This window comes from Xanthomonas sp. NCPPB 1128, assembly GCF_001043115.1.
Lineage (GTDB): Bacteria > Pseudomonadota > Gammaproteobacteria > Xanthomonadales > Xanthomonadaceae > Xanthomonas_A.
Window position 1 is genome coordinate 1 of record NZ_LFME01000037.1, and the last position, 24,476, is coordinate 24,476.

Genomic DNA, 24,476 nt, shown 5'->3' on the forward strand with positions numbered 1-24,476 from the left:
GGCGGGGCCGGCGCTGGCCGCCAGCACTGCATCCACCTCGCTGAGGGTGTCGCGCAGATACCAGTGCCCGTCGCGGCGCACCAGCACCGCGGTGGTGGCGATCTGTTCGCCGTCCAGCGGGTACTGGATGCGCACCACGGCCTGGTCGCCCTGCTGGTTCACCAGGCCGGTGCGCAGCGCACCGGCGCTGGCGTCCAGGTCCAGGCCGTAGTCGGCCAGCACCGCCTTGAGATCGGCCAGGAACGGACCCAGCCGGCGCAGGCTCTCGTCCATGCCCAGGGTGCGCAGGTCGGCATCGCTGCGCACGCCGGTGCGGCGCGCGCCCGCGCACAGCCGCGCGATCGCGGCCTGGGCGCGCTTGCGCTCGGACAACGGCGCGCGCGCGGCCCAGGCGCTCAGCGCCTGCACCAGTTGCACATAGTGGCCGCGCTGTTCGGGGGTGTAGTGGCCCTGGTTGCGCAGGAACTGCACGCCGAACAGGCCCAGCGAGTGCGCCGCCTGCTTCAGGCTGGCGGCCTGGCCGCCGAACTGCGCATCGAAGGCGCGTTGCAGCTGGCGCTCGGCATCCGGCGCGGCGAGGGTGTCGAGCACCTCGGGCAGGCGTTCGGCCAGCGGCAGTTCGGTCAGCGGCCAGCGGCTGCGGTCCTCGCTCCAGGCCTGCTGCAGGCGCTGGTACTGGGCCGGCGGCACCGCAGCGTGGGCATAGCCGAGCAGGTCGTTGCGCTGCAGCGCGTGCGCCAGCGTGCGCACCGCTGCAGCCGGTTCGGCGCTGGCGCCGGGCAGTTCGGCGGGCGTGCGCTTGCATCCGCCCGCGGCCAGGGCGAGCATCGCCAACAGCAGGACGCACAGCGCGCGCGAGGAGATGACCCGGGTCGGGCAGGGCGACATACGGTGCGGGCTCGTTCCCCAAAACGTCCCGCATCTTGCTGGGCGCGGGCGATTCCGGCAAGCCGGGCGGGGCGTCGGCGCGGGGAGGCGACCGGCCGGCATTGAGGGGCGGGTTTGTCGCGGCAGGACATTTCATGACCCGGCGTGGGACCCTCGGGACAGGCATGTCGGCCTATGGCGAGATGTGCCAGTGGATTGCGGATGTTGCAACGCATCATGTAACCGCTTGCAGTTGCTGCTAACGTCCGCCCACCTCGATTGAGGCGGTGCTGGCCGGGGGACCCAGTGCGATATTCGTCAGAGATCATCCGAGTGCTCGGTCACGGTGGCGCGCGCCGCTGCGCCTGGGTGTTGTCTGCAGTCCTGTGCGGACTTGCGATGGCGGCCCCGGTGCAGGCGCAGGACGGCCGCCTGCCGCCGCGTGCGCAATGGCAGGCGTCCAGTTCCTCCAAGCAGGTCAAGGCGCAGGCGATCGGCTATCTGATCGACGGCGACGCCAGCACCCGTACCGCCGGCGCCTTCAGCCCCGGGCATTGGTTCCAGATCGATCTGGGCCGTGCCGCGCAGGTCGGCGGCGTGCGCCTGCAGTGGGACACCTCCAATCCGGAAGGCTTTCTGCTGCAGACCTCGCGCGATGGCCAGCGCTGGGACACGGTCTACACGATGGCCGATTCGCTGGGCGGTACCGAGACCGTGTTCTTCGCGCCGCACCTGGCCCGCTACCTGCGCCTGGCCGCGCCCGCGCGCAGCGCCGACTGGGGCGTATCGATCTACGAAATGGAGCCGTTGGGCGCGGCTGCTGCGCAGCTGCGCGGCGTGTCCGCGGCCGACGCTGCCGCACTGTGGCAGGGCGGCGCCACGGTGACCATGCCGGGCATGGGCACGCAGACGCGGCAACTGGAGATCGCCTTCCCGCGTGCGTTCGACAGCGCCATCCTGATCGTGGAGTTCGCCGGTGCGCACGGCGCGGCGCAGCTGCAGGCGCAGGACGCCGCGGGCCGCTGGCGCACGCTGGCCGACGACCCGCAGGCCGGCGACAGCGACAGCGCCTACCTGGCCGGCACCGCGCCGCTGTCGCTGCGCGCGCTGCGCCTGCGCGTCGACGCCGCGCCCGGCGGCGTCGCACCGACCCTGGCGCGCCTGCGCCTGCTGGGGCCGAAGGCGGTGATGACGCCGATGAAGCGCTACCAGGTCGCCGCGCAGCGCGGCGCCACGCGCGCGCTGTTCCCGGCTTCGCTGCACATGCAGCAGACCTACTGGACCGCGGTCGGCATCCACGCCGGCCGGCAGAAATCGATCTTCGACGAGTACGGCAACCTGGAGGCGTGGAAGGGCGCGCCGCTGGTGCAGCCATTGTGGCGCGACGCCTCCGGCACCAGCGCCGGCGCCGACGGCCATGCCCTGACCCACGCGCTGCGCGACGGCTGGAAGCCGATGCCGTCGGTGCGCTGGTCGCCGCAGCCGGGGCTGGAACTGCGCAGCGAGACCTTCGCGATCGAACGCGACGGCCAGCCGGTGACGCTGCTGCGCCATCGCCTGCGCAACACCGGCACCGCCCCGGTCAGCGGCACCCTGTCGCTGCTGGTGCGGCCGATGCAGATGAATCCGCCGTGGCAGAACGGCGGCCTGTCGCCGATCCACGCCATCGCCGTCGACGGCGGCACCGTGCAGGTCAACGGCCGCGCGCTGCTGACCTCGCTGAGCGCGCCCAGCGGCGGCGGCGCCGAGGCGTTCGGCGCGAACGGCGCCACCGAGATCACCCGCCACGTCGCCGCCGGCACGCTGCCGGCGCAGCGCCAGGCCAGCGATGCCGACGGCCTGGCCGCGGCGATGCTGAACTACACGGTGCGCCTGGCGCCGGGTGCGCAACAGGACGTGGTGCTGGCGTTCCCGCTGGGCACCGCCAGCGCCGACGCCCAGGGCCGCCTGCCACCGGCGCCGCCGCTGGACCGCGACGCCCTGCTCGCCGCCGGCCGCGGCGACGCGGGCCGCAGCTTCGACGTGCTGGCCGAGCAGGTCTCCACGGACTGGCAGCAGCGCCTGGGCAATGTCGGCCTGCGCCTGCCCGACGCCAGCCTGGTGGACATGCTGCGCGCGCAGGCCGCGTACATGCTGATCAACCAGACCGGCCCGGCGATGCAGCCGGGGCCACGCAACTACAACCGCTCCTTCATTCGCGACGGCATGGCCACCTCGGCGATCCTGCTGCGCATGGGCCAGGCGCAGGTCGCGCGCGACTATCTGCAGTGGTACAGCGACCACGCGGTGCATCCGAACGGGCTGGTCTCGCCGATCCTCAACGACGACGGCAGCGTCAACGACGGCTTCGGCTCGGACCTGGAGTACGACAGCCAGGGCGAGTACATCACCCTGGTCGCCGACGTGGCGCGGCTGGACGGCGGCCCGGAGAGCGTGCGCGCCTACCTGCCAAAGGTGAAGCTGGCGATGCAGTTCCTGCAGGAACTGCGCGAGCGCACCCTGGTGCCCGGCTACATGGCCGAGCAGCCGGCACCGGAACGCTTCCGCGGCATCCTCGCCCCGTCGATCAGCCACGAAGGCTATTCCAGCCCCACCCACAGCTACTGGGACGACTACTGGGCGTTGAAGGGCTGGCACGACGGCGCCTGGCTGGCCGAATCGCTGGGCGATGCCGCCACCGCCGCCTGGGCGCGCGAACAGTACGCCGCGCTGCGCACCTCGCTGGCCGCGTCCATCCGCGCCACCATGGCCTGGAAGGGCGCGGACTACATTCCCGCCGCGGCCGACCTGGGCGACGGCGACCCGACCAGCGTTTCGATCGCGCTGGATCCCACTGGCCAGCAGGACCTGCTGCCGGAGGCGGCGCTGCGCACCACCTTCGCGCGCTACCTGGAGGACGTGCGCCAGCGCAAGCAGCCCAACGCGCTGTGGGCCTACACCCCGTACGAGATGCGCAACGTACTGACCTACGTGCATCTGGACCAGCCGCAGGTGGCCGACGAGCTGCTGCAGGACCTGCTGCGCGACCGCCGCCCGTTCGAATGGCAGGTGCTGGCCGAGGTGGTGCAGTCGCGGCTGCGCTTCCCGCGCTACCTCGGCGACATGCCGCATACCTGGATCGGCGCCGAGTATGCCCGCACCCTGTTCGGCATGCTCATGCACGAGGGCGACGACGCGCTGGTGCTGCTGCCCGGCGTGCCGCCGGCCTGGCTGGCCGACGACGGCCTGGCCGTGCAGCGCCTGCCCACCGCCTACGGCACGCTCGGCCTGCGCGCGCGCCAGCGCGACGGGCGGCTGCGGGTGGAGCTCGACAGTGGCCTGCGCGCCGGCAGCGCCGTGCGCGTGGTATGGCCCTCGCGCACCCGGCCGACCCAGGTGCGCGTGGACGGCCGCCGGATCGAGCAGTACGACGCCGGCGGCGTCACTCTGTCCAAGCCGTTCCGGACCCTGGAGGCACGCTGGTGAGCCCGCCCCCCGTCCCGGCGCCGGATCCGCGCGCCAACATCACCATCAAGGACGTGGCGCGCCTGGCCAACGTGTCGGTGGCCACCGTCTCGCGCACCATGAACGGCCACCAGCACGTGGCCGAAACCGTGCGCGCGCGGGTGCTGGAAGCCGCGCGCACCCTGCACTACGTGCCGCACCACGCCGCGCGCAGCCTGAGCAGCCGCCGCACCCACACCATCGGCGTGGTGCTGCCGGACCTGCACGGCGAGTTCTTTTCCGAGCTGATCCGCGGCATCGATACGGTGGCGCGCGAGCGCGGCCTGCACCTGCTGGTGTCCAGCTACCACGGCGAACCGGAACAGCAGCGGCTGGCGGTGCGGCGCATGCCCGGGCGCGTCGACGGCTTGCTGATCATGTCGCCGTCCCTGGCCAGCGATGCCGAGGACCCGGCCGACATGCTGCCCGGCACGCTGCCGGCGGTGCTGATGAACTGCGCCGAGCGCATTGGCGAGGCGCAGGTGCTCAACGTCGACAACTACGGCGGCGCGCGCGCCATGACCCGCCACCTGCTGGACGTGGGCCACCGCCGCATCGCCTTCATCGCCGGGCCGGACGACAACTTCGATGCGCGCGAACGCCTGCGCGGCTACCGCGACGAACTGCGCGAGCGCTGCCCGCAGGTGGCACCGCTGGTGCTGCCCGGCGCCTTCGACGAGGCCTCCGGCTACCGCGCCGGCGAAGCCCTGCTGCAGGGCCAGCGGCCGGACGTGGTGTTCGCCGCCAACGACATGATGGCGCTGGGCTGCCTGTTCGCCTTCACCCACGCCGGGCTGCGCGTACCCGAGGACATCGCCCTGGCCGGCTTCGACGACGTGCCGATGGCACGCTACGTGCATCCGGCCCTGACGACCATGCGCGTGGACATCGCCGGCTTCGGCGCCCGCGCCATGCAGCTGCTGCTCGCCGCGCTGGAGCCGCATGCCGCACCGGCGCCGTCCGCGGCATCGGCAGCGTCGGCCAGCGCGATCGCCCCGCAACTGATCGTTCGTGCTTCCAGTGCCCAGCGAGGGACCGCCATGGACTGACACCGACGCATGCAGCACCGATGTCGTTTTTTGCACCACCTAGAAGAACACAACAATGATCCCGTTTACCGCCCTGGGAGGGCTTTTGTCATGAAGAAACCGCGTTCCGCCTCCAACCTGCCCGCACGCAGCCTGCTGTGCTGCGCGCTGGCCACCTGCCTGTTCGCCACGATGCCGGCGATGGCCCAGTCCAGCAACGCGACCCTGCGCGGTCAGGTCGCCGCCGCCCAGGCCGGCACCGAAGTCACCGTCACCAACATCGCCACCGGCTCGGTGCGCCGCGCGCCGGTCGCCGCCAACGGCAGCTACACTGTGGTCGGCCTGCCGCCGGGTACCTACAAGGTCGAGGCCAACGGCGTGACCAAGACGGTGACCCTGCAGGTGGCGTCTTCCTCCACGGTCGATCTCGACGCCGGGACCCCGGCGGCCGGCGGTAACGCGACCACCCTGGACACCATTACCGTCAGCGCGCCGCTGCTGAAGGACGTCAAGACCTCGGAAGTGGGCAACGTGGTCTCGCTGCACCAGATCGAGCAGCTGCCGCAGGCCACGCGCAACTTCCTGGAGTTCGCCGACACCGTGCCAGGCATGGTGTTCCAGATCGATTCGCAGGGTCACACCACGCTACGCGGTGGTGCCTCCAACAGCAGCGCCGGCAATCTCTACATCGACGGCGTCAGCCAGAAGAGCTACGTGGCCAAGGGCGGTATCGCCGGCCAGAACGACAGCCAGGGCAACCCGTTTCCGCAGCTGGCGATCGGCGAGTACAAGGTCATCACCTCCAACTACAAGGCCGAGTTCGGCCAAGTGAGCGGCGCGGCGGTCACCGCGGCTACCAAGTCAGGTACCAACGAGTTCCACGGCGAGGTGTTCTACCGCTATACCGATCAGGATCTGCGCGACAAGAGCCCGGCCGAAGAAGCGACCGGCAACAAAGTGGACTCGCAGACCAAGGAGTATGGCTTCGCGATCGGCGGTCCGATCCTGCAGGACCGCATGCACTTCTTCTTCGCCTATGAAGGCAAGGACAACGTCGTGCCACGCACGATCTATCCCGACGCCAAGGCGGCGCCATATGTCGGCTTCCTGCCAGCGAACTTGTCTAGCCAGTACGGCGCGGCGAATCTCCCCTTCACCGAAGACCTGTATTTCGGCAAGATCGACTTCGAGCCGACTGACCGCGACCGTTTCGAACTGAGCGCGCAGGTTCGCGACGAGACCCAGACCGACAACGTTGGTGGGCAGAACGCCACCGATCACGGTCTCGACAAGATCAACAAAGACAAGCGCGTCGCGCTGCGTTGGGCGCATAGTGCCGATGCTTGGTACAACGAGTTGATCGTCAGCCGCGAGGATGGCCGCAACGATCCGTTGCCGATGAGCACGGGCAACGGCGTCATCTACAACTACCTGGATTACACCGATCCGAACATCGGCGAGTACAACTTCCTGTCCACTGGACCGGCCGGTGGCGCGAGTGTGCAGAAGCGTCAACAGGAAGGCTGGTCGCTGCAGAACGACCTGACCTTCACCAGCTTCCAGTGGCATGGTGACCACACCATCAAGATGGGCGTGAACTACAAGGACATCAAGCTGACGGCGCAGGATGCCGCGTCCTTGAACCCGCAGTTCAGCTATTCGGTCGGCGCCAGCGGTGTGGCCTCCACGCCCTATCGCGTGGACTTCTATTCGCCGTACGCCACTCCGGGCCAGAGCGCGATCGTTTCCACCAAGGCCAAGCAGTACGGCATCTACCTGCAGGACGATTGGGCGGTCAACGACAAGCTGATGCTGAATATCGGCATGCGTTGGGATTACGAGGACAACCCGGCCTACACCGATTTCGTCACCTCGCCGGCCTTCGTCCAGGCGCTGTATTCCAACGACCCTGCGAATCCGGGCCAGCCCTGGGCCAACCGCCTGCTGCCGAGTGGCGTCAATGCCGCCGACTACATCAGCAACGGCCACAACCGCAAGAACTTCAAGGATGCGTGGCAGCCACGTCTGGGCTTCTCCTACGACTTCTTCGGTGACCAGTCCGCCGTGCTGCATGGCGGTGCCGGGCGGTCCTACGACCGCAATCTGTTCGAGCAGATGGCCTACGAGACCAGCAAGGCAGCGCTGTCGCCGGTCGCGGTGTTCTTCCAGAATCCCGTCACCGGCCAGTGCTACCGCAGTGATCGCGTGTGCGTGCCTTGGGATCCGAAGTACCTCAACGGCATGGACAATCTCAATGCCATCGCCGGCGTCAGCGGCAGCGGCGAGCTGTTCATGTTCAACAACCATCTGAAGACCCCGTACAGCGACCAGTACAGCATCGGCATCAGCAACCAGGTGGGCGATTGGCTGACCGACGTGACCGTGCAGCGCAACCTGAGCTACGACGGTTTCGCCATGTCGTTGATCAACCGTTACCCGAACGGCGCGTACTTCCAGAACGGCAGCGCGCCGTGGGGCGAGCCGGTGCCGGGCTACAAGAACACCATCATCGGCATGAATGGGTTGGAGCAGCGCACCACCCAGGTGCTGCTGTCGGCGGAGAAGCCCTACACCAAGGAATCTGGTTGGGGCCTGACCCTGTCCTACACGCACACCAATGCGCGTCAGAACCGCAACATCGACGAGCCCTTCGGCTTCGACAAGGCCACCATCCACGACTATCCGTTCGTGAAGTCCGACGCCGTGGCGGGCCACCGCTTCGTCGCTTCTGGCTCGATCGACGGCCCGTGGGGCATGACCTTCGGTGCCAAGCTGGTGTTGGCCACGCCGGAACCGATCAACACCATCGCTTGCTACGGCAAGACCGATCCCGATGGTGCGACCTGCCAGCAGGTCGCTGCGGTCCCGCCGGGCAACGGCAAGTTCCTGGTCGGCGGCAAGATCTGGGGTTATCGCACGGTCGACTTCCAGGCGTCGAAGGACTTCACCGTTTACAACGACTTCAAGCTGTCGGCGCGCGTGAACCTGCTCAATGCCTTCAACTTCAAGAACTACAATACGTACGTCTACAACGACTTCGGCAGCAATGGCCGCTACGATCCGAACATCGCCATCAACAAGACCGGCGACATCATGTACGTCCCGCGCACCGTGACCTTCGAGATCGGCGCCAAGTTCTGATCCACTGCATGACCCACGCGCGTGCCCGACCGGCGCGCGTGGGGTTTCAACGGACGGGGCCGCGTGGCCCCGTCCGCGTTTGCGGTCGCCCCTTTCTTTGGTACAGGACCATGCACGCATGATCGCCGCCCCTCTTCGCAATCTGGTCATCGTCGGCGGCGGCACTGCCGGCTGGATGGCCGCTGCCGCGCTGGCACGTGTGCTGGGCCCCGACTACCGCATCACCTTGATCGAGTCCGAGCAGATCGGCATCGTCGGCGTCGGCGAGGCCACCGTGCCGCACATCAAGGCTTTCAACAACCTGCTCGGCATCAACGAGGCCGAGTTCGTGCGCCACACCCAGGGCAGCTTCAAGCTCGGCATCGAGTTCGCCGACTGGCAGCGCCCAGGCACCTCCTACGTGCATGGCTTCGGCAGCGAGATCGGGCATCCGCTCGGGCTGCTGCCGTTCCAGCAGTACTGGTTCAAGCAGGCGCTGGCCGGCAAGGCCAGGCCGCTGGGCGCCTACACGCTCAACACCGTCGCCGCCAAGCGCGACCGCTTCATGACCTCGGCCACCGACGTGCCGCCGAATTCGCCGTTGGCCAACATCGCCTACGCCTACCATTTCGATGCGGCGCTGTATGCGGGCTTCCTGCGCGGCTACGCCGAGCAGCGCGGGGTGAGCCGACGCGAAGGCATTGTCGAGGAGGTGCTGCTGCATCCGGAATCGGGCGACGTGCTTTCGGTGCGGCTGGCCTCGGGCGAGGCGATCGCCGGCGACCTGTTCATCGATTGCTCCGGCTTCCGCGGCCTGCTGATCGAGCAGGCGCTGCACACCGGCTACCACGATTTCAGCCACTGGCTGCCCTGCGACCGCGCGCTGGCGGTGCCCTGCGCCAAGGTCGGCCTGCCCACGCCGTACACCCGCGCCACCGCTCGCGCGGCCGGCTGGCAGTGGCGCATCCCGCTGCAGCACCGCACCGGCAACGGCTACGTGTACTGCAGCGCGCACATCAGCGACGACGAGGCCGCGGCCACGCTGCTGGCCAACCTCGACGGCCCGGCCCTGGCCGATCCGCGTCCGCTGCGCTTCGTCACCGGCCGCCGCAAGCAGGTGTGGAACCGCAACGTGGTCGCGCTGGGCCTGGCCAGCGGCTTCATGGAGCCGCTGGAATCGACCAGCATCCACCTGGTCCAGTCCGGCATCTCCAAGCTGCTGGAACTGTTCCCGCGCGAGGGCATCAGCCCGGTGCTGGTGCGGCGCTACAACGAGCGCATCGCCTTCGAGTTCGACCGCATCCGCGATTTCCTGCTGCTGCACTACCACGCCACCGAGCGCGACGACAGCGCGTTCTGGCGGCACTGCCGCAGCATGCCGATCACCCCGGAGCTGCAGGAGACGCTCGACCTGTTCCGCGACAGCGGCCGCTTCTACCGCAACGGTGATGAGATGTTCGCCGAGATCAGCTGGGTGCAGGTGATGGTCGGGCAGGGCATCCTGCCGCGCGCCTACCACCCGCTGGTGGACCAGGTGCCGCAGGCCGATCTGGAGCGCTTCATGGCCAGCGTCGAGCAGACCATCGGCCACTGCGCCGATGCGATGCCGCCGCACCAGGCCTTCATCGACCGCTACTGCGCGGCGCGGCCCGCCTGAGCGCGCCACGCGGCCACCAAACGCGAGCACAAAAAAAGAGGCCACGCGCACCAGGCGCGGGCCTCTTCAAATCCGACCGAAGCCGGAGAACGGTATGGCACATCTCCGGCAGAGCCGGACGCTGGGCATGCTACCGGCATGCCGAAGCTAAAGCAATGCTTTAGGATCTATTGCTTAAGTTATTGATTTGACATCAGCGAGTGGCGCCGCCAGCCAGCGTCGCCGCGATCTCCCGCTGGATCGCCTCGGCGGCCGCACGCGGATCGGCAGCCTGCCGGATCGGCCGGCCGACCACGATCGCATCGGCGCCGTCGGCGAAGGCCTGGGCCACGCCCACCGTGCGCTGCTGGTCGTCGCCGACCGGGCCGCCCGGGCGAATGCCGGGGCAGACGATGGAGAAGCCGGCGCCGGTGGCGCGGCGGATCGGCGCCGCTTCCTGGCCGGAGGCGATCACGCCGTCGATGCCGGCGGCCTGCGCGGCCAGCGCGCGCTCCACCACCACGTCCTCAGGCGCGCGGTCGATGCCCATCGACGCCAGGTCGGCGCGGCCCATCGAGGTCAGCACGGTCACCGCCAGCAGGCGCATGTCGCTGCCGTTGGCCTCGGCCGCGGCCTGCATCATCGCCGGGTGCCAGCCGTGGATGGTGCAGTAGTCCACCGGCCACTGCGACAGTCGGCGGATCACCCCGCCCACCGTGGCCGGGATGTCGAAGAACTTCAGGTCCACGAACACGCGCTTGCCGCGCCCTGCCAGCGTGTCCAGCACGTCGAAATATTCGCCCGAGGCGAGCAGTTCCATGCCGATCTTGTAGAACGCCACCGCATCGCCGAGCCGCTCGATCCACTTCAGCGCCTCGCTGCGCCCGGGCACGTCGAGGGCGAAGATCAGGCGCTCGTGCGGCGCCAGCGCCAGCGGCGCGCGGCTCACTGCGCCAGCTCCAGCGCCTGCACCTTGGCCTGGTGGCGCGCGGCCCGCGACTGGGTGAAGTCGTTGTTGAACAGCGCCGGCTCCCAGGACCCGTAGCTGGGGTTGGGCAGCATCCACCAGCGCTCGCCGAACCAGTCGTGGTACTGCTGCAGCAACTGCGCGCGGCCTTCCGGGGTGTTGGCCACGACCTGGGCGAAGTCGCCGAGCTGGTCGCCGAACTGCATCAGCACGCGGTACTGCTGGCCGACCAGCTTGCGCCGGCAGTTCTTCTCCGAGCCGTTCTGTTCGCAATCCTTGACCACTGTGCCCAGGCCCAGCAGCACGCTGTTGTCGGCCACCGGCAGGCCGGCGCTGCGCAGGTTGGCCAGGGTCGCGTCGGTCAGGTGCACGGCGCGATTGGTCACGTACAGCACGGTGATGCCCTTGGCGGTGGCGGTCTTGGCGAAATCGACCACGCCGGGAATCGGCTTGGCCTTCTTCTCGGCGACCCACTGGTCCCAGGTGACCTCGTCGTACTCCTTGCCGTTGCGGATCAGCCGCGCCTGGTACGGCGAGTTGTCCAGCACGGTTTCGTCCACGTCCATCACCACCGCCGGCTTCAATCCGGTGGCGGCGTTGCCGCGCTCCTCCGGCACCAGCGCGTCCCAGTTCGGTTCCTTCAGCGCCGCATCCAGGCGGTCGGCGGCGGCGCGATAGGTCTGCTCGGCCAGGGCCTGGTACTCGGCCGAGCGCTGCATCCACAGCACCGCGTTGAGGTTGTCGTCGGCCGCACCCGGCGTGGCAGCTGCGGGCGTGGTGGCGGCTGCCGTGGCGGCCGGCTTGGCGGCAGGGTCGGCGACCTGCGCCTGCGGCTTGCAGGCGGACAGGGCGAGCACGGCGCAGGCCAGTGCGGTGCGGGCGATCGGCGTCATCGGGCGTGGCAACCTAGGCAAATGAATTGCCGATTTTAGCCCGTTGCGATGACAGTGGCGCACGACGCGCCGGCGGCAGGCGCTCTCGCTCACCATGCACACACTCCCGTCGCTTTCCTTCGGGAATTCGTGACATCCGTATGGCGCCGCAAACAGCATTGTGCGATTGCGATGTCCATTCATCACCGATACCGAACCGCAATGCTCCAGCAGTATGCTTTGCCTCACGCACGCCAGAAGCCCGCACGATGACCGACACTGCCGTCCCTGTCCTCTCCGCCATCGAAGCCCGCGCACTTGGCTGCCTGATCGAGAAGGAGGCGACCACGCCGGATGCGTATCCGCTCACGGTCAATGCGACGGTGGTGGCGGCCAACCAGAAGACCTCGCGCGAGCCGGTGATGACCCTGAGCCCGGGCGATGTGCAGCATGCGCTGCGGCAACTGGAGGGGCGCGGGCTGGTGCGGCAACAGTTCTCCTCGCGCGCCGAGCGCTATGAGCATCGGTTGGCGTCGGCGCTGGATCTGACCCAGCAGCAGGTGGCCTTGCTCGGCCTGCTGCTGTTGCGCGGCCCGCAGACGGTCAATGAGTTGCTGACGCGTGCCGAGCGCATGGCGCGCTTCGCCGATGCGGATGACGTCCGCCATCAGTTGGAACGGCTGGCGCAGCGTCAGTTGGCGGTGCAGTTGCCACGTGCCAGCGGGCAGCGCGAGGACCGTTACATGCACTTGCTTGCCGGTCCGGTGGACGCGGAGGCGCTGGCCGCCACATTCAAGGCGCGGCCGAGCGCCTCGGGCCACGACGAGTTGGAAGGCCGGGTGCAGGCGCTGGAGGCTGAGGTGGCGGAGCTGCGCGAGATCGTGGCGCAGTTGCAGGCGCAGCACGAGTCCGAGTGAAGCTGTGCAGGCGTGTCTCGAAAGGGAGCCTTTAGTTAACTACGAAGACGCACTTGTAGGAGCGGCTTCAGCCGCGACCGGGCGTTCCCGGTAAAGCTCATCGCGGCTGAAGCCGCTCCTACGATCGCGGAGACAGACCCCGCAAAGCCACAACAAAGGCGCGTCACCAGAGGTGTCCTAAAGTACCAGTGCGCTCATCAAACGCAGCGGCCCCGCGATCGCAGGATCACTCCGCCTCCACCTGCGGAATCACCGCCAGCATATCGGTCACGCCGACATCCACACCCGCCTGGCTGAGCAAGGTGGTCGCCTGGCCGCGATGGTGGGTCTGGTGGTTGAAGAAATGCAGCAGCAGGTCGCCGAAGCGCCGCCCATGTGATTCACCGCGGGTGTTGCGATAGCGCAGCGCCACGTCCAGGTCGTCGGCATGCAGTTGCGACATCCACTCGGCGATCGTCGCATCCAGCGCCTCGCGCTGCATCCGCAGGTCCGCCAGGCAGTCGGCCTGCGGCGCATCCAGGGCGGCGGGAACTGGCGTGGCGGCGATGGCCTGCAGCGCCGGGTGCCGCGCCGGATGCTGGGCGAAGCGCTGCAGCCAGATCGTGTCGGCTACCACCAGGTGGTTGAGCGTGCCCAACAGCGACCCGAAGAAGGCGCCGCGCGGCTCGGTGATCGCGGCGTCCGGCAGGGTCGCGGCCGCGGTGTAGAGACGCTGGTTCATCCATTGGCTATAGCCGGCGAACAGCTGCAGTGTGTGCAAGGTGTCCATGCTCAGGCGCTCTCCTGTGGCGCGTGCAGATCGCAACTGTGCAGTTCGACCTCGGCTGCCTCCGGGCTCAGGCGCACGCGCCCCTGGGCGACGAAGCCCAGCGTGGCGAGCAGGCGCAGCGAGCGCGCATTGCCCGGGGCCACGATGGCGTAGACGCTCGGCAGCGCGAGCACGGTGCGCGCGTACTCCAGCACCGCGCGCGCGGCCTCGCTGGCGTAGCCATGGCCCGCATAGGGCTGCAGCAGGGCGTAACCCAGGTCGGGGGCAGGCAAGGTGGGACGCAGCACCAGCCCGGCCACGCCGAGCCAGGTGCCGTCGTCGTGGCGCTCCACCGCATACAGGCCGAAGCCGTGTTCGGCGTAGCTGCGCACCGAGCCGTCGGTGAGGTAGCGGCTGGCCTGCGCTTCGTCACGCACGCCGCGGTCGCCGATGTGGGCCAGGAAGCCGGGGTCGTTGAGCAGGGCCAGCATCGGCACCGCGTCGCGCTCGGGGTCCAGTCGGCGCAGTATCAGGCGCGCGGTCTCGATCACGGGGGACATGCGGTGCTCCTGTGGGCCGTGGCGACAGCGTGGCGCTGTCGCCACGGCTTGGCAAGCGGCACCGGCACACCGCGTTTCCTGCCGTAGACGCCTCGACGCAGTGGGTCCAGAACGCAAGAAATACCCCAGCACGGACGCCGCCACACCCGACATCCCGGTCACGCGTAACAAACGTCTAGTTAACAGCTTCACATGGGGTGCCGGTATTCTGACGCCCATGCGACCCATCCCCCGTCTCGCCATCGTCCTGTCCCTGCTCTCCCTGGCCGGCCTCGCCGAGGCCCGCGGCGTTATCGAAAAGGTACAGATCCAGGGTCTGAACAAGGACGACGACGCGGCGATGATCGAGAACATCCAGGTCTCGCTGTCGCTGTACGACGCCATCGGCAAGGACCAGGGCGAGTCGCGCCTGGAGTACCTGCTGAGCCAGGCCGAACGGCAGACCCGGCAGGCGCTGGAGCCGTTCGGCTACTTCACCCCCACCATCACCGTCGAGGCGCCGCGCCAGGACGACAAAGTGACCGTGGTAGTGCACGTGGACAAGGGCGAGCCGATCCGGGTGCGCAATTTCCATGTGGGCATCACCGGCCCGGCCGAGGACGACCGCTACCTGGGCGACGACCTGAAGAACTTCCGCCCGCGCAAGGGCGATATCTTCGTCAGCAGCGTCTACGAGACCAGCAAGGTCACCATCACCCGGCGCCTGGCCGAGCGCGGCTACTTCGATGCCGACTTCACCCAGCGCAAGGTCGAGGTCACCCGCGCCGACCACGCCGCCGACATCGACCTGAGCTGGGACAGCGGCCGCCGCTACAACATGGGCCCGATCCGCTTCCACCAGGACTACTTCAACCAGAAGCTGTTCGATCCGCTGGTGTACTGGAAGGAAGGCAGCTACTACCACGAGGGCAAGCTCGACCGTCTGCGCGAGTCGCTGGTCAAGCTCGACTACTTCAGCGTGATCGACATACAGCCCAAGCCGGAGGAGGCCGACGCCAACGGCGACGTGCCGGTGGACGTCAACCTCACCCGCGCCAAGCGCAGCATCTACACCGCCGGCCTCAGCTACGGTAGCGAGAGCGGCGCCGGCGTGCGCCTGGGCGTGGACCGCCGCTACGTCAATGCGCGCGGGCACAAGCTCAGCACGCAGCTGGACTACGCGCAGAAGCGCAAGAGTTTCATCACCAGCTACCGGATCCCGGCGTTCCGCTGGCTCGACGGCTGGTACACCACCTCGCTGCGCGTCTACGACGAGCAGACCGATTACATCGACCTGCGCAACGTCAAGCTCACCGGCAGCCGCAGCGGGCAGATCAACGAGCACTGGACCGCGATCGCCTCGATCAATGCGCTGCGCGAACGCTGGCGCTACGCCACCGACGAGGTGTTCGACGGCGCGCTGTACCAGACCTCGACGCTGTTCTATCCGCAGATCGAAGCGGACTACGTCGGCGTCGACGACAAGGTGTTCCCGCGCAAGGGCTTCAGCGGCAACATCAGCCTGCGCGGCGGCGCCGAGGGCGTGGGCTCGGATGCCAGCTTCGTGCAGGCACACATGCGGGTGAACTGGTTCCACGGCATCGGCGACAACGATCGCCTGATCCTGCGCGGCGAAGCCGGCAGCACCTGGACCGACGCCCTGGTGGCGATGCCGCCGAGCCTGCGCTTCTTCGCCGGCGGCGACAACAGCATCCGCGGCTATGCCTTCCGCGAAGTCGGCCCGCGCACGCCGCGGCCGGATCGTTTCGCGCTCGGCGCCAAGCATGTGCTCACCGGCAGCGCCGAGTACGAGCATTACTTCAAGGGCGGTCCGTGGGGCGGTGCGGTGTTCGTCGATAGCGGCAGCGCCTTCGACGACACCCCGGACTGGCACACCGGCGTCGGCTTCGGCCTGCGCTGGCGCTCGCCGGTGGGCCCGGTGCGGGTCGACATCGCCCATGGCTTGAACGATCCCGACTCGCAGTTCCAGCTCTATCTCAACATCGGAGCCAACCTGTGAGCGCGCCGCTGGAGCCGACGTCGCCCGCCGCGCCGCCGCCGCGGCGCCCCCGCTTTTACCGGCGCAAGCGCTTCTGGTGGGGCTCGGCGCTGACCATTGCTGGCCTGGTGCTGCTGACGGTGATTGCGCTGTACTGGCTGCTGCAGACCGTGGCCGGGCGCGACGTGCTGCTGGCGCAGGTGGTGGCGCGGCTGCCGGCCGGCTCCACCCTGACCTGGGAGCGAGCCGAAGGGCCGCTGGCCGGGCCACTGATCCTGCACAACCTGGATTTCCGCTACAACGAAATCCACTTCACCGCCGAACGCGCCTACCTGGATCCGGACATCCGCCCGCTGCTCGGGCGCAAGCTGCAACTGGACGCGCTGGAGCTGACCAACGCCACGCTCAACCTGGCCAAGAGCGACGAACCGTTCGAGTTGCCGCGCTGGCCGCAGTCGCTGCCGCAGATCGAAGTGCCGCTGGCCCTGCAGGCCGATCGCATCGCCATCGACGGCCTGCGTATCACCCAGGCGCAGCAGCCGATGATCGACATCCGCACGCTGCGCGGTGGCGTGGAAGTGGCAAACGGCGAGTTCCGTGCCACTCAGGTGGTGGTGAACAGCGACCGCGGCGATTTCCGCGTCAACGGCGACTACCTGCCGGGCCAAGACTACACCGCCGACCTCACCGCCAGCGCGGTGCTGCCGGCCGCGCGCGGCCGCACCCCGGCGCGCCTGGGCCTGGTCGCGCGCGGCGACCTGGACAAGATGGAAGTGGCCATCGCCGGCAATGCACCGGCGCCGCTGCGCGTGACCCTGGTGTTCACCGGCCGCACCGATCCGGTGTGGGAGTTCGCCGCCAGCAGCAAGGCGCTGGATCCGTCGCTGCTGGTGCCGCCGGCCGACGACGCGCCGGCAGCGGTGCCACTGGCGTTCGACCTGCGTGCGAACGGCAAGGGCGGCAATGCCGATCTGCAGGGCGAGCTGTCGCGCGACGGGCAAAAGCTCGTGCTCGATCCCTCGCACCTGAGCCTGGACAACCAGGTACTCACTGTCGCGCCGCTGCAACTGCGCGCCTTCGACGGGCAACTGCGCCTGCGTGGCACGGCCGATCTGCGCGACCCGAATAACACGCAGCTGCGCTTCGCGGTCAACGCCAGCGGCATGAGCTTCGCTACCGCGCCGGATCCGTCCACCCCGGACGCGCCGGCGGTGCCGATCAAGCTGGTCGAGGCCAATCTGGGCGTGGCCGGCACGCTGAAGCAATGGGCCACCTACGGCGAGGCCACCGTCGCCCGCGGCAAGGACAGCGCCAAGTTGCAGCTGGACGTGCGCGGCGACGATCGCCAGGCGCAGCTGAAGCAGGTGCGCGCGACCATGCCCAGCGGCACCCTCGACCTGGGCGGCAACGTGGCCTGGGTGCCCGAGTTGAACTGGGACGTGCAAGGCACGCTGGCCGGCTTCGACCCCGGCTACTTCGCACCGGGCTGGGACGGCAAGCTGTCCGGCACCTTCGCCTCGCAGGGCAAGCAGTTGCCGGCGCGGCCGGACGGAAGCGCCGCCGGTTACCAGGCCACGCTCGATATCCCGGGCTTGAACGGACGCCTGCGCAGTCGCCCGCTCGACGCCAATGCCAAGCTCGCCCTGCAGGGCAGCCAGGGCGAGGGCAAGCTGCAACTGAGCCTGGGCGATAGCCGCCTGCAGGCGCAGGGCAAGGTCGGCGACCAGCTCGACGTGGACGCGCAACTGCAGCCGCTGCAACTGGCCGACCTGCTGCCCGGCGGCGCCGGCAGCCTGCGCGGCAGCGTGCAGATCAAGGGCCGCCGCGACGCCCCCGACCTCACCGCCGACCTCACCGGCAGCGGCCTGAAGTGGGACAGCTACAGCGCCGACAGCGTCAGCCTGCGCGGGCGCCTGCCCTGGCGCGGCAACGGCGGCGAACTCGCCCTGCGCGGCAGCGCGATCAACGCCGGCGTGCTGCTGCAGACGCTGAGCGTGGACGCGCGCGGCGCGGTCGAGAACCTGCAGCTCGATGCCAAGACCGAGAACGACATGGGCGCGCTGGCCCTGGCCGGGCAGGTGCGCCGCAACGGCACACGCTGGCAGGGCGCCTTGAACACGCTGCGCATCGCACCGGCCAAGGGCGAACCATGGCAGCTGCGGCAGGCGGCCAATTTCAGCGTGGCCGGCAGTGCTTTCAGCCTGTCCGAGAGCTGCCTGGCTCCGAGCAGTGGCGGCGCCTTGTGCGTGTCTGCCGACTGGCCGAAGCAGGGCCTGACCCTGCGCGGCGACGCCTTGCCGCTGGCCCTGGTGCAGCCATGGCTGCCGCCCAGCAACGGCCGCAAGATGTACCTGCGCGGCGACCTGTCCATCGACGGCAGCTTCAAGCCAGCCGGCAACGCCTGGCAGGGTTCGCTGCGCCTGGCCTCGCGCGAAGGCGGCTTGCGCCTGGGTGACAACGCGCGCGGCGAACTGCTGCGCTACGACCAGTTCAGTTTCGTCACCGACTTCAGCGCCCAGCACATCCACTCCAAGCTCGGCGTCGGCTTCCAGGGCGACGGCTTCGTCGACGCCACCGTCGACACCGGCTGGGATGCGTACGCGCCGCTGACCGGCGAGATCTACATGAACATGGCGCGGCTGTACTGGCTGGAGCTGTTCTCGCCCGATCTGGTGCGGCCCAAGGGCCTGGTCGAAGGCCACGTCAGCTTGCGCGGCACCCGCTCGCAGCCGGCGATGGGCGGCGATGCCACACTGAGCAACTTCACCGGCGAACTGCCGGCGCTGGGCCTGACCCTGAGCGAAGGCAAGGGCCGCTTCGACGCGCAGCCGGACGGCTCGGCGCGCATCGTCGCCTCGGTCAAGTCCGGCGAAGGCACGCTCAACGTCGACGGCGGCCTATCTTGGTACGGCGACCGCACGCCGCTGCAGTTGAACATCCGCGGCACCAACGTGCTGGTGTCCAACACCGCCGAACTGCGCGCCGTGGCCAATCCCGACCTGCAGTTCGGCATCGCCAACAAGACCATGATGCTGAGCGGCCAGGTCACCGTGCCCTCGGCCGACATCGACCTGGAACGGCTGGACCGCGGCACCTCGCTGTCCGAGGACGTGGTGGTGCTGGACCCGGCCGACCCCGAGGCCACGCCGACCTCGCCGCTGGAGATGGACCTGCGGGTGACCCTGGGCGACCAGGTCAAGATGGCCGGTTTCGGCCTCAAGGGCGCGCTGACCGGCGCCATGCAGGTGCGCTCGCGGCCGGGCCGCGAAACCACCGCCACCGGTGGGCTGGACGTCAGCGGCAAGTACAAGGCGTACGGCCAGGACCTGACCATCACCCGCGGCCAGCTCACCTGGAGCAACAACATCGTCTCCGACCCGCGCATCAACATCCGCGCGCAGCGTCAGGTCGGCGACGTCACCGCCGGCATCGACGTCACCGGCCGCGCCACCGCCCCGCATGCGGACGTGTGGTCGGACCCGTCGATGTCGCAATCCGAAGCGATGTCCTACCTGGTGCTGGGCCGCAGCCTCAGCAACACCAGCAGCGCCGAAGCCGACCAGGTCACCGCCGCGGCCAGCGCCCTGTCGGCCGGCAGCGGCCTGCTCGCCTCGCAACTCGGCGCCAGGCTCGGCTTCGACGACGCCGGCGTCAGCCAGTCGCGCACCCTCGGCGGTTCGGTGGTGGGCTTCGGCAAATACCTCTCGCCGAAACTCTACGTCAGCTACGGCGTGTCGCTGATCGGCAGCGGCTCGGTCCTGACGCTGAAATATCTGCTGGGCCACGGCTTTGATGCCGAGGTGGAATCGAGCACGGTGGAGAACCGTGGGTCGGTGAATTGGCGGAAGGAGAAGTAGTGCTTGGACTGGGGAGGTCGAGGCGTGAAATTTTCTTGACAAATTTCTCGAATACCATGCAAGTTATGTAACTGTCGGCGTCGCGCCGGTGGCTAAAGGGGCGATTAATGTTCATTCATCGGCAGGGAGGGCGTAATATCGCCCTTCTTTTTTGTCTGTTTTTACTTGGCACCAAAGAAGCGCTCTCGGCAGTAACGCCAGAAGATGAATTTGTTACTCGAATTCGCAGTTCCCAAGATTTAAAGCCAATTGGGAATAGCCCGTTTGGTGAGAATGTTGATCTATATACCGGTCAGATTTCATTCCGGCAGACTGATATTGATCAGCCAGGAATTGGTTTGCCTATCCAATTGATACGCGAGCTTAGTGCCAACGACCTCGTTGATGACCGGGCTTTTGGTGATTGGTGGCTAGAGGTGCCTAGCATTCGCACAATTACTGTGCCAGAGAATGACTTCTTTAGTAACAAGCGCTGCAGTAACTTTAGCAGGGCGCCTGATGTCTCTTTTGTTGTGCGAGAACACCATTCAAGCGTATATCTGACCGCTGATCAATGGTGGGGAGGATACCAGCTGGAGATACCTGGAAGTGGGCGCCAAGATTTGTTAAAGCGTGACCCCAATAATACGAATGTGCCCCAAATGATTGGAGCCGATGGCAGCAAGCTTGAGTTCCCCATTGTTACTAAAAAAAATTGGGTAGTAGCCTGCCTGCCAAATATTGCAAATGACTCAGGTGGCAATAGCTTCAGTGATAAAACTGGAGAAGGATTTTTAGTGGTCTCTCCCGAGGGGACGAAGTATTGGATGAATTGGCTTATATACCGTGAATACGCCGATGCAACACGGGGGCCTCGCAATACGGACGCGGGGAGACAGATGGCGATAATGATGGCGACTCGGGTCGAGGATCGCTATGGAAATAGTCTGTCATATGAATACGACCCCTCTGGGAATCTGACCAAGATTCAGTCCAGCGACGGAAGGACTTTAACTTTAGCTTATGAAAGCTGGGACGGATGGCAGAGAAATCTTACATCAAAGTCTAAAAATAGCAGGGTTATTTCTGCAACCATTCAGGCTTCGGATGCTCCATCAAGAACATGGAGATACGCGTATAGCACTGATTCAGAAAATCCCGGGTCCTTAATTTCAGTCACCTTGCCAGATCAAACATTCTGGAGCATCAGTGCTCCTAATTCAGCTTATAATCCTTTTATAACCCATGGACTAGGGTCTAAATGGGGGTCTTACTCTGCATATAGCTTGGATGACTGCGCTTCTTCTTTCTCCAAATCCTCAGATACTTTCGAAGTAGTCATCCGCCACCCCACTGGGCTCGTCGGCACTTTTACTATTGGATCGCTTGTTAGAGGTCGATCCTATGTTCCCTTTGATTGTGGAAAACAATATCAAGACAGCAAGTTCAACTACGTAAAAATAAGAAATTTGTATAACGTTCTAGACTTGGTTGCTAAAAAAATGTCCGGGCCTGGCGTCAACGAACAACAGTGGATTTATCGCTATTCTGACCCCGGGAATAGCTGGAGTAAGGACTGTAGCGCTGGTTGCACGGATACAGTGTGGACAGATGTGAAGCAGCCAAACGGATCAATAACGCGATATACATTTAGCAATCGTTACGATTCTACGGAGAGTCTTCTTCTGAAATATGAGACATATTCAGGTGACGTGGGCTCAGCCCTGGCTCGCTCTGAAAAATACGCATATGCTAGACCAAACTCCGGTCCTTGGCCGAATGTCGCCGGCGATACGTTTCTCGAAAATATCAATAAAGAACAAGTCACATCTATATCTCCTCGCTTGGAGAGGGAAATATTTCAAGATGGCGACTTGTACTACTATTCCGTTGAGAAATTTGATAATTTGGCCCGGCCGATCTCGTTCACTCGTACAAGTCCTTGGACTAGCCGTAGCGATAATATTGACTACATGGACAGTCGCTCTAAATGGGTGCTGGGCCAGCTAGAAAAAGAAGTCAATATTAATACGGGCATAATAGAATCAGAGTTTGAGTACGATGCAGAGACGGCAAATTTAATTAAAAAATATAGCTACGGAAAATTGCAGAAGTCATTTAGTTACAACCCAGACGGCACTATGGCGACAGTTTCTGACGCGAATGGAAATGTTACAAGGTTCGCTAACTGGAAGCGAGGCACGCCGCAAGCAGTAACTTTTGCGGACAATTCTTCAGTTGCGCTTAAAGTCAACGATGATGGTTGGATTACGGCAAGGTCGGATGAAAACGGCTACATCACTAGCTATTCATACGACATAATGGGGAGGATGGCAGGTACGTCATATCCTACAAATGATAATGTCACTTGGAGTGCTACAAGTCGATTGATTGAACAAGTTAATGCCAGTGAATATGGTCTGGCGGCCGGTCATTGGCGGCAAACAATAACCACCGGGAATGCGAGAAGAGAAATCTATCTCGATGCATTCTGGCGGCCGGTCTTGACGAGAGAATACGATGCTACCGACATTGCATCGACCCAGCGATTTCAGCGATTTGCCTACGACAGCGATGGTAGGCAGATTTTCGCTTCTTATGTTGGTGCCTCGGACAATTTGACCACGGGAAAATGGACAAGCTATGACGTACTCGGTCGGCCAGTTTCCGTTTCGCAAAATTCCGAGCAGGGGTTGCTTACAACGCTGACGGAATACTTGCAGGGAAATAAGACGCGGGTGACAGATCCGCGTGGTAACCAGACGGTGACCGGCTACCAAGTCTTCGACCAACCTGACTACACGAAGCCCGTTTGGATCCAACATCCCGAAGGGGCCTACACCGACATCAACCGGGACATCTTCGGCAAGCCGCTCTCCATCCGCCGCCACGACGCCAACGGCGCCGTGGCGGTTACGCGCAGCTACGTCTACGACACCTATCGGCAACTGTGCAAGACAGTGGAACCGGAAACCGGTGCCACCGCCAATGGCTACGACGCTGCCGGCAATCTGGTGTGGAGTGCGGCGGGCTTGGCGTTGCCCAGCACTACATCGTGCGATGCGGATTCCGCCTTCGCCTCCGGCCGCCGGGTCGATCGCAGCTACGACGTGCGCAACCGGATCAGGGCGCTGAGCTTCCCGGATGGCAACGGCAACCAGGCCTGGAGCTATTGGCCGGATGGGGCGGTCAAGCAGATCACCACCACCAATAACGGCGTCGCCACTTACAATAGCTACGCCTACAATAAGCGCCGCCTGCTTATTGCGGAAAGCCAGGGCCAGGCCGATGGCGAGACCTGGGCGCTGGGCTACGCCTATGATGCCAATGGCAATCTTGCCGCGCACCGGTATCCATCGGGACAGATGGTGGATTACGCGCCCAATGCCCTGGGCCAACCGACGCAGGCGGGCAGCTACGTCACTGGCGTAAGCTACTATCCAAACGGCGCGATCAAGCAGTTCACCTACGGCAACGGCATCGTCCACACCATGACGCAGAACGCGCGTCAGTTGCCGGATACCAGCCGTGATGCCTACGGTGATATCGCGCTCCTCAGCGACGGCTACGACTACGACGCCAACGGCAACGTCGCCGGGATCAGTGACGGCGCCACCGGTCGTGGTGGGCGCGGCAATCGCGACATGACCTACGACGGGTTGGATCGCTTGACTTCCACCAAGTCTGCGATGTTCGGTTCCACGCCTGCAAGCTACAGCTACGACGTCCTCGACAACCTGATCCACGTCGTCGCGCCGGGCCGTGATCACTATTACTGCTACGACGCAAACTGGCAGCTCACCAACGTCAAGACCGGCAGTTGCGGCGGCAGCACGGTCATCGGCATGAGCTATGACTCGCAAGGCAACCTCAGCAACAAGAATGGCCAGGCCTTCGTGTTCGATTACGGCAACCGCCTGCGCCAGGCGACCGGCAAGGAGACCTATCGCTACGACGGCAACGGCCGCCGCACGTTGGCGCTGCAGAGCGCCGGCAACATCGGCTCGCTGTACGACCAGTCTGGGGCACTGCGCTTCCAGAAGAATCAGCGCCAGTCCAAGTCCACCGACTACATCCTACTGGGCGGCAGCCTGGTTGCCGAAGCCGACTGGCCGCTGGGTCAACTTGCTTCAGTCAAGGACTACGTGAACTGGAACCCGGTCTCCGGCGCGACCCGCTATGTGGTGGAAGAGAGCGTGGATGGTGTCACCTGGACCTCGGTGTATGACGGCAGCCAGGGCAACTGGACCTCGTTGGCCAGGCCGGCAGGGACCTATTCGTATCGCGTGACTGCATGCACGGCGGACGGCAACTGCACCGCGGCTTCGAACGTGACGCATGACCAGCGGCCAGCAGTGGATATCGTGCCATTGCTGTATCAGCTGCTGTTGAATGGTTGAAGGTCGCGGTGCCGAAAGAACAGCATCCGCAAAATAATCTTTAATTTTCCGGGATGGAATTTTT

The 24,476-nt window shown here is 65.9% G+C and carries 13 protein-coding genes; 8 read left to right on the top strand and 5 right to left on the bottom strand.

The genetic code is table 11. The features are described from left to right. On the bottom strand, window positions 1–888 hold an 888-nt coding region (locus ACP93_RS18130), incomplete at its 3' end, for a hypothetical protein (RefSeq protein WP_048492059.1). 378 nt (window positions 889–1,266) lie between these two features. On the opposite strand from ACP93_RS18130, the gene ACP93_RS18135 reads away from it, so the two are divergent. The 4 genes from ACP93_RS18135 (at window position 1,267) to ACP93_RS18150 (ending at window position 10,155) form a co-directional block, all read left to right on the top strand. Beyond that, on the top strand, window positions 1,267–4,332 hold the full coding sequence (locus tag ACP93_RS18135; RefSeq protein ID WP_106407140.1) for a discoidin domain-containing protein: 3,066 nt from the start codon (window positions 1,267–1,269) through the stop codon (window positions 4,330–4,332). Next, a complete protein-coding gene (locus ACP93_RS18140; protein ID WP_048492060.1) occupies window positions 4,329–5,399 on the top strand; it encodes a LacI family DNA-binding transcriptional regulator in 1,071 nt (356 codons plus the stop codon). The genes ACP93_RS18135 and ACP93_RS18140 overlap by 4 nt, the downstream gene beginning before the upstream one ends. 90 nt (window positions 5,400–5,489) lie before the next feature. Continuing rightward, complete coding sequence (locus tag ACP93_RS18145) at window positions 5,490–8,519, top strand: TonB-dependent receptor domain-containing protein (RefSeq protein ID WP_048492061.1); 3,030 nt, start codon at window positions 5,490–5,492, stop codon at window positions 8,517–8,519. A 118-nt stretch (window positions 8,520–8,637) separates the two neighbouring features. After that, on the top strand, window positions 8,638–10,155 hold the full coding sequence (locus ACP93_RS18150; protein ID WP_048492062.1) for a tryptophan halogenase family protein: 1,518 nt from the start codon (window positions 8,638–8,640) through the stop codon (window positions 10,153–10,155). A 193-nt stretch (window positions 10,156–10,348) separates the two neighbouring features. Here the strand turns inward: ACP93_RS18150 and pyrF are convergent, their stop codons facing one another. Both pyrF and ACP93_RS18160 read right to left on the bottom strand, forming a co-directional pair. Then, on the bottom strand, window positions 10,349–11,083 hold the full coding sequence (pyrF, locus tag ACP93_RS18155; RefSeq protein WP_048492063.1) for an orotidine-5'-phosphate decarboxylase: 735 nt from the start codon (window positions 11,081–11,083) through the stop codon (window positions 10,349–10,351). Then, window positions 11,080–11,994: a 5'-nucleotidase, lipoprotein e(P4) family gene (locus tag ACP93_RS18160; RefSeq protein ID WP_048492064.1), complete on the bottom strand. Its 915-nt coding sequence runs from the start codon at window positions 11,992–11,994 to the stop codon at window positions 11,080–11,082. The genes pyrF and ACP93_RS18160 overlap by 4 nt, the downstream gene beginning before the upstream one ends. Window positions 11,995–12,242: 248 nt before the next feature. On the opposite strand from ACP93_RS18160, the gene ACP93_RS18165 reads away from it, so the two are divergent. Further along, window positions 12,243–12,890 carry a YceH family protein gene (locus ACP93_RS18165; RefSeq protein ID WP_048492065.1) on the top strand — a complete coding sequence of 216 codons (648 nt, stop codon included), beginning with the start codon at window positions 12,243–12,245 and terminating at the stop codon, window positions 12,888–12,890. Between the two features lie 226 nt (window positions 12,891–13,116). On the opposite strand, the gene ACP93_RS18170 is transcribed toward ACP93_RS18165, so the two are convergent. Together ACP93_RS18170 and ACP93_RS18175 are read right to left on the bottom strand one after the other, a co-directional pair. Then, window positions 13,117–13,659: a DinB family protein gene (locus ACP93_RS18170; RefSeq protein WP_048492066.1), complete on the bottom strand. Its 543-nt coding sequence runs from the start codon at window positions 13,657–13,659 to the stop codon at window positions 13,117–13,119. A gap of 2 nt (window positions 13,660–13,661) precedes the next feature. Continuing rightward, complete coding sequence (locus tag ACP93_RS18175) at window positions 13,662–14,198, bottom strand: GNAT family N-acetyltransferase (protein ID WP_048492067.1); 537 nt, start codon at window positions 14,196–14,198, stop codon at window positions 13,662–13,664. 217 nt (window positions 14,199–14,415) lie between these two features. Here ACP93_RS18175 and ACP93_RS18180 point away from each other — a divergent pair, with 217 nt between their 5' ends. The 3 genes from ACP93_RS18180 (at window position 14,416) to ACP93_RS22365 (ending at window position 24,412) form a co-directional block, all read left to right on the top strand. Beyond that, window positions 14,416–16,197 (top strand): autotransporter assembly complex protein TamA, encoded by a 1,782-nt coding sequence (locus ACP93_RS18180; RefSeq protein ID WP_048492068.1) that lies wholly within the window; start codon window positions 14,416–14,418, stop codon window positions 16,195–16,197. Continuing rightward, the gene (locus tag ACP93_RS18185; protein WP_048492069.1) at window positions 16,194–20,033 is read left to right on the top strand and encodes a translocation/assembly module TamB domain-containing protein; all 3,840 of its coding nucleotides are present in this window, start codon (window positions 16,194–16,196) and stop codon (window positions 20,031–20,033) included. The genes ACP93_RS18180 and ACP93_RS18185 overlap by 4 nt, the downstream gene beginning before the upstream one ends. A gap of 107 nt (window positions 20,034–20,140) precedes the next feature. Next, on the top strand, window positions 20,141–24,412 hold the full coding sequence (locus ACP93_RS22365; RefSeq protein WP_228136085.1) for an RHS repeat domain-containing protein: 4,272 nt from the start codon (window positions 20,141–20,143) through the stop codon (window positions 24,410–24,412). The last annotated feature ends 64 nt before the right edge of the window (window positions 24,413–24,476 follow it).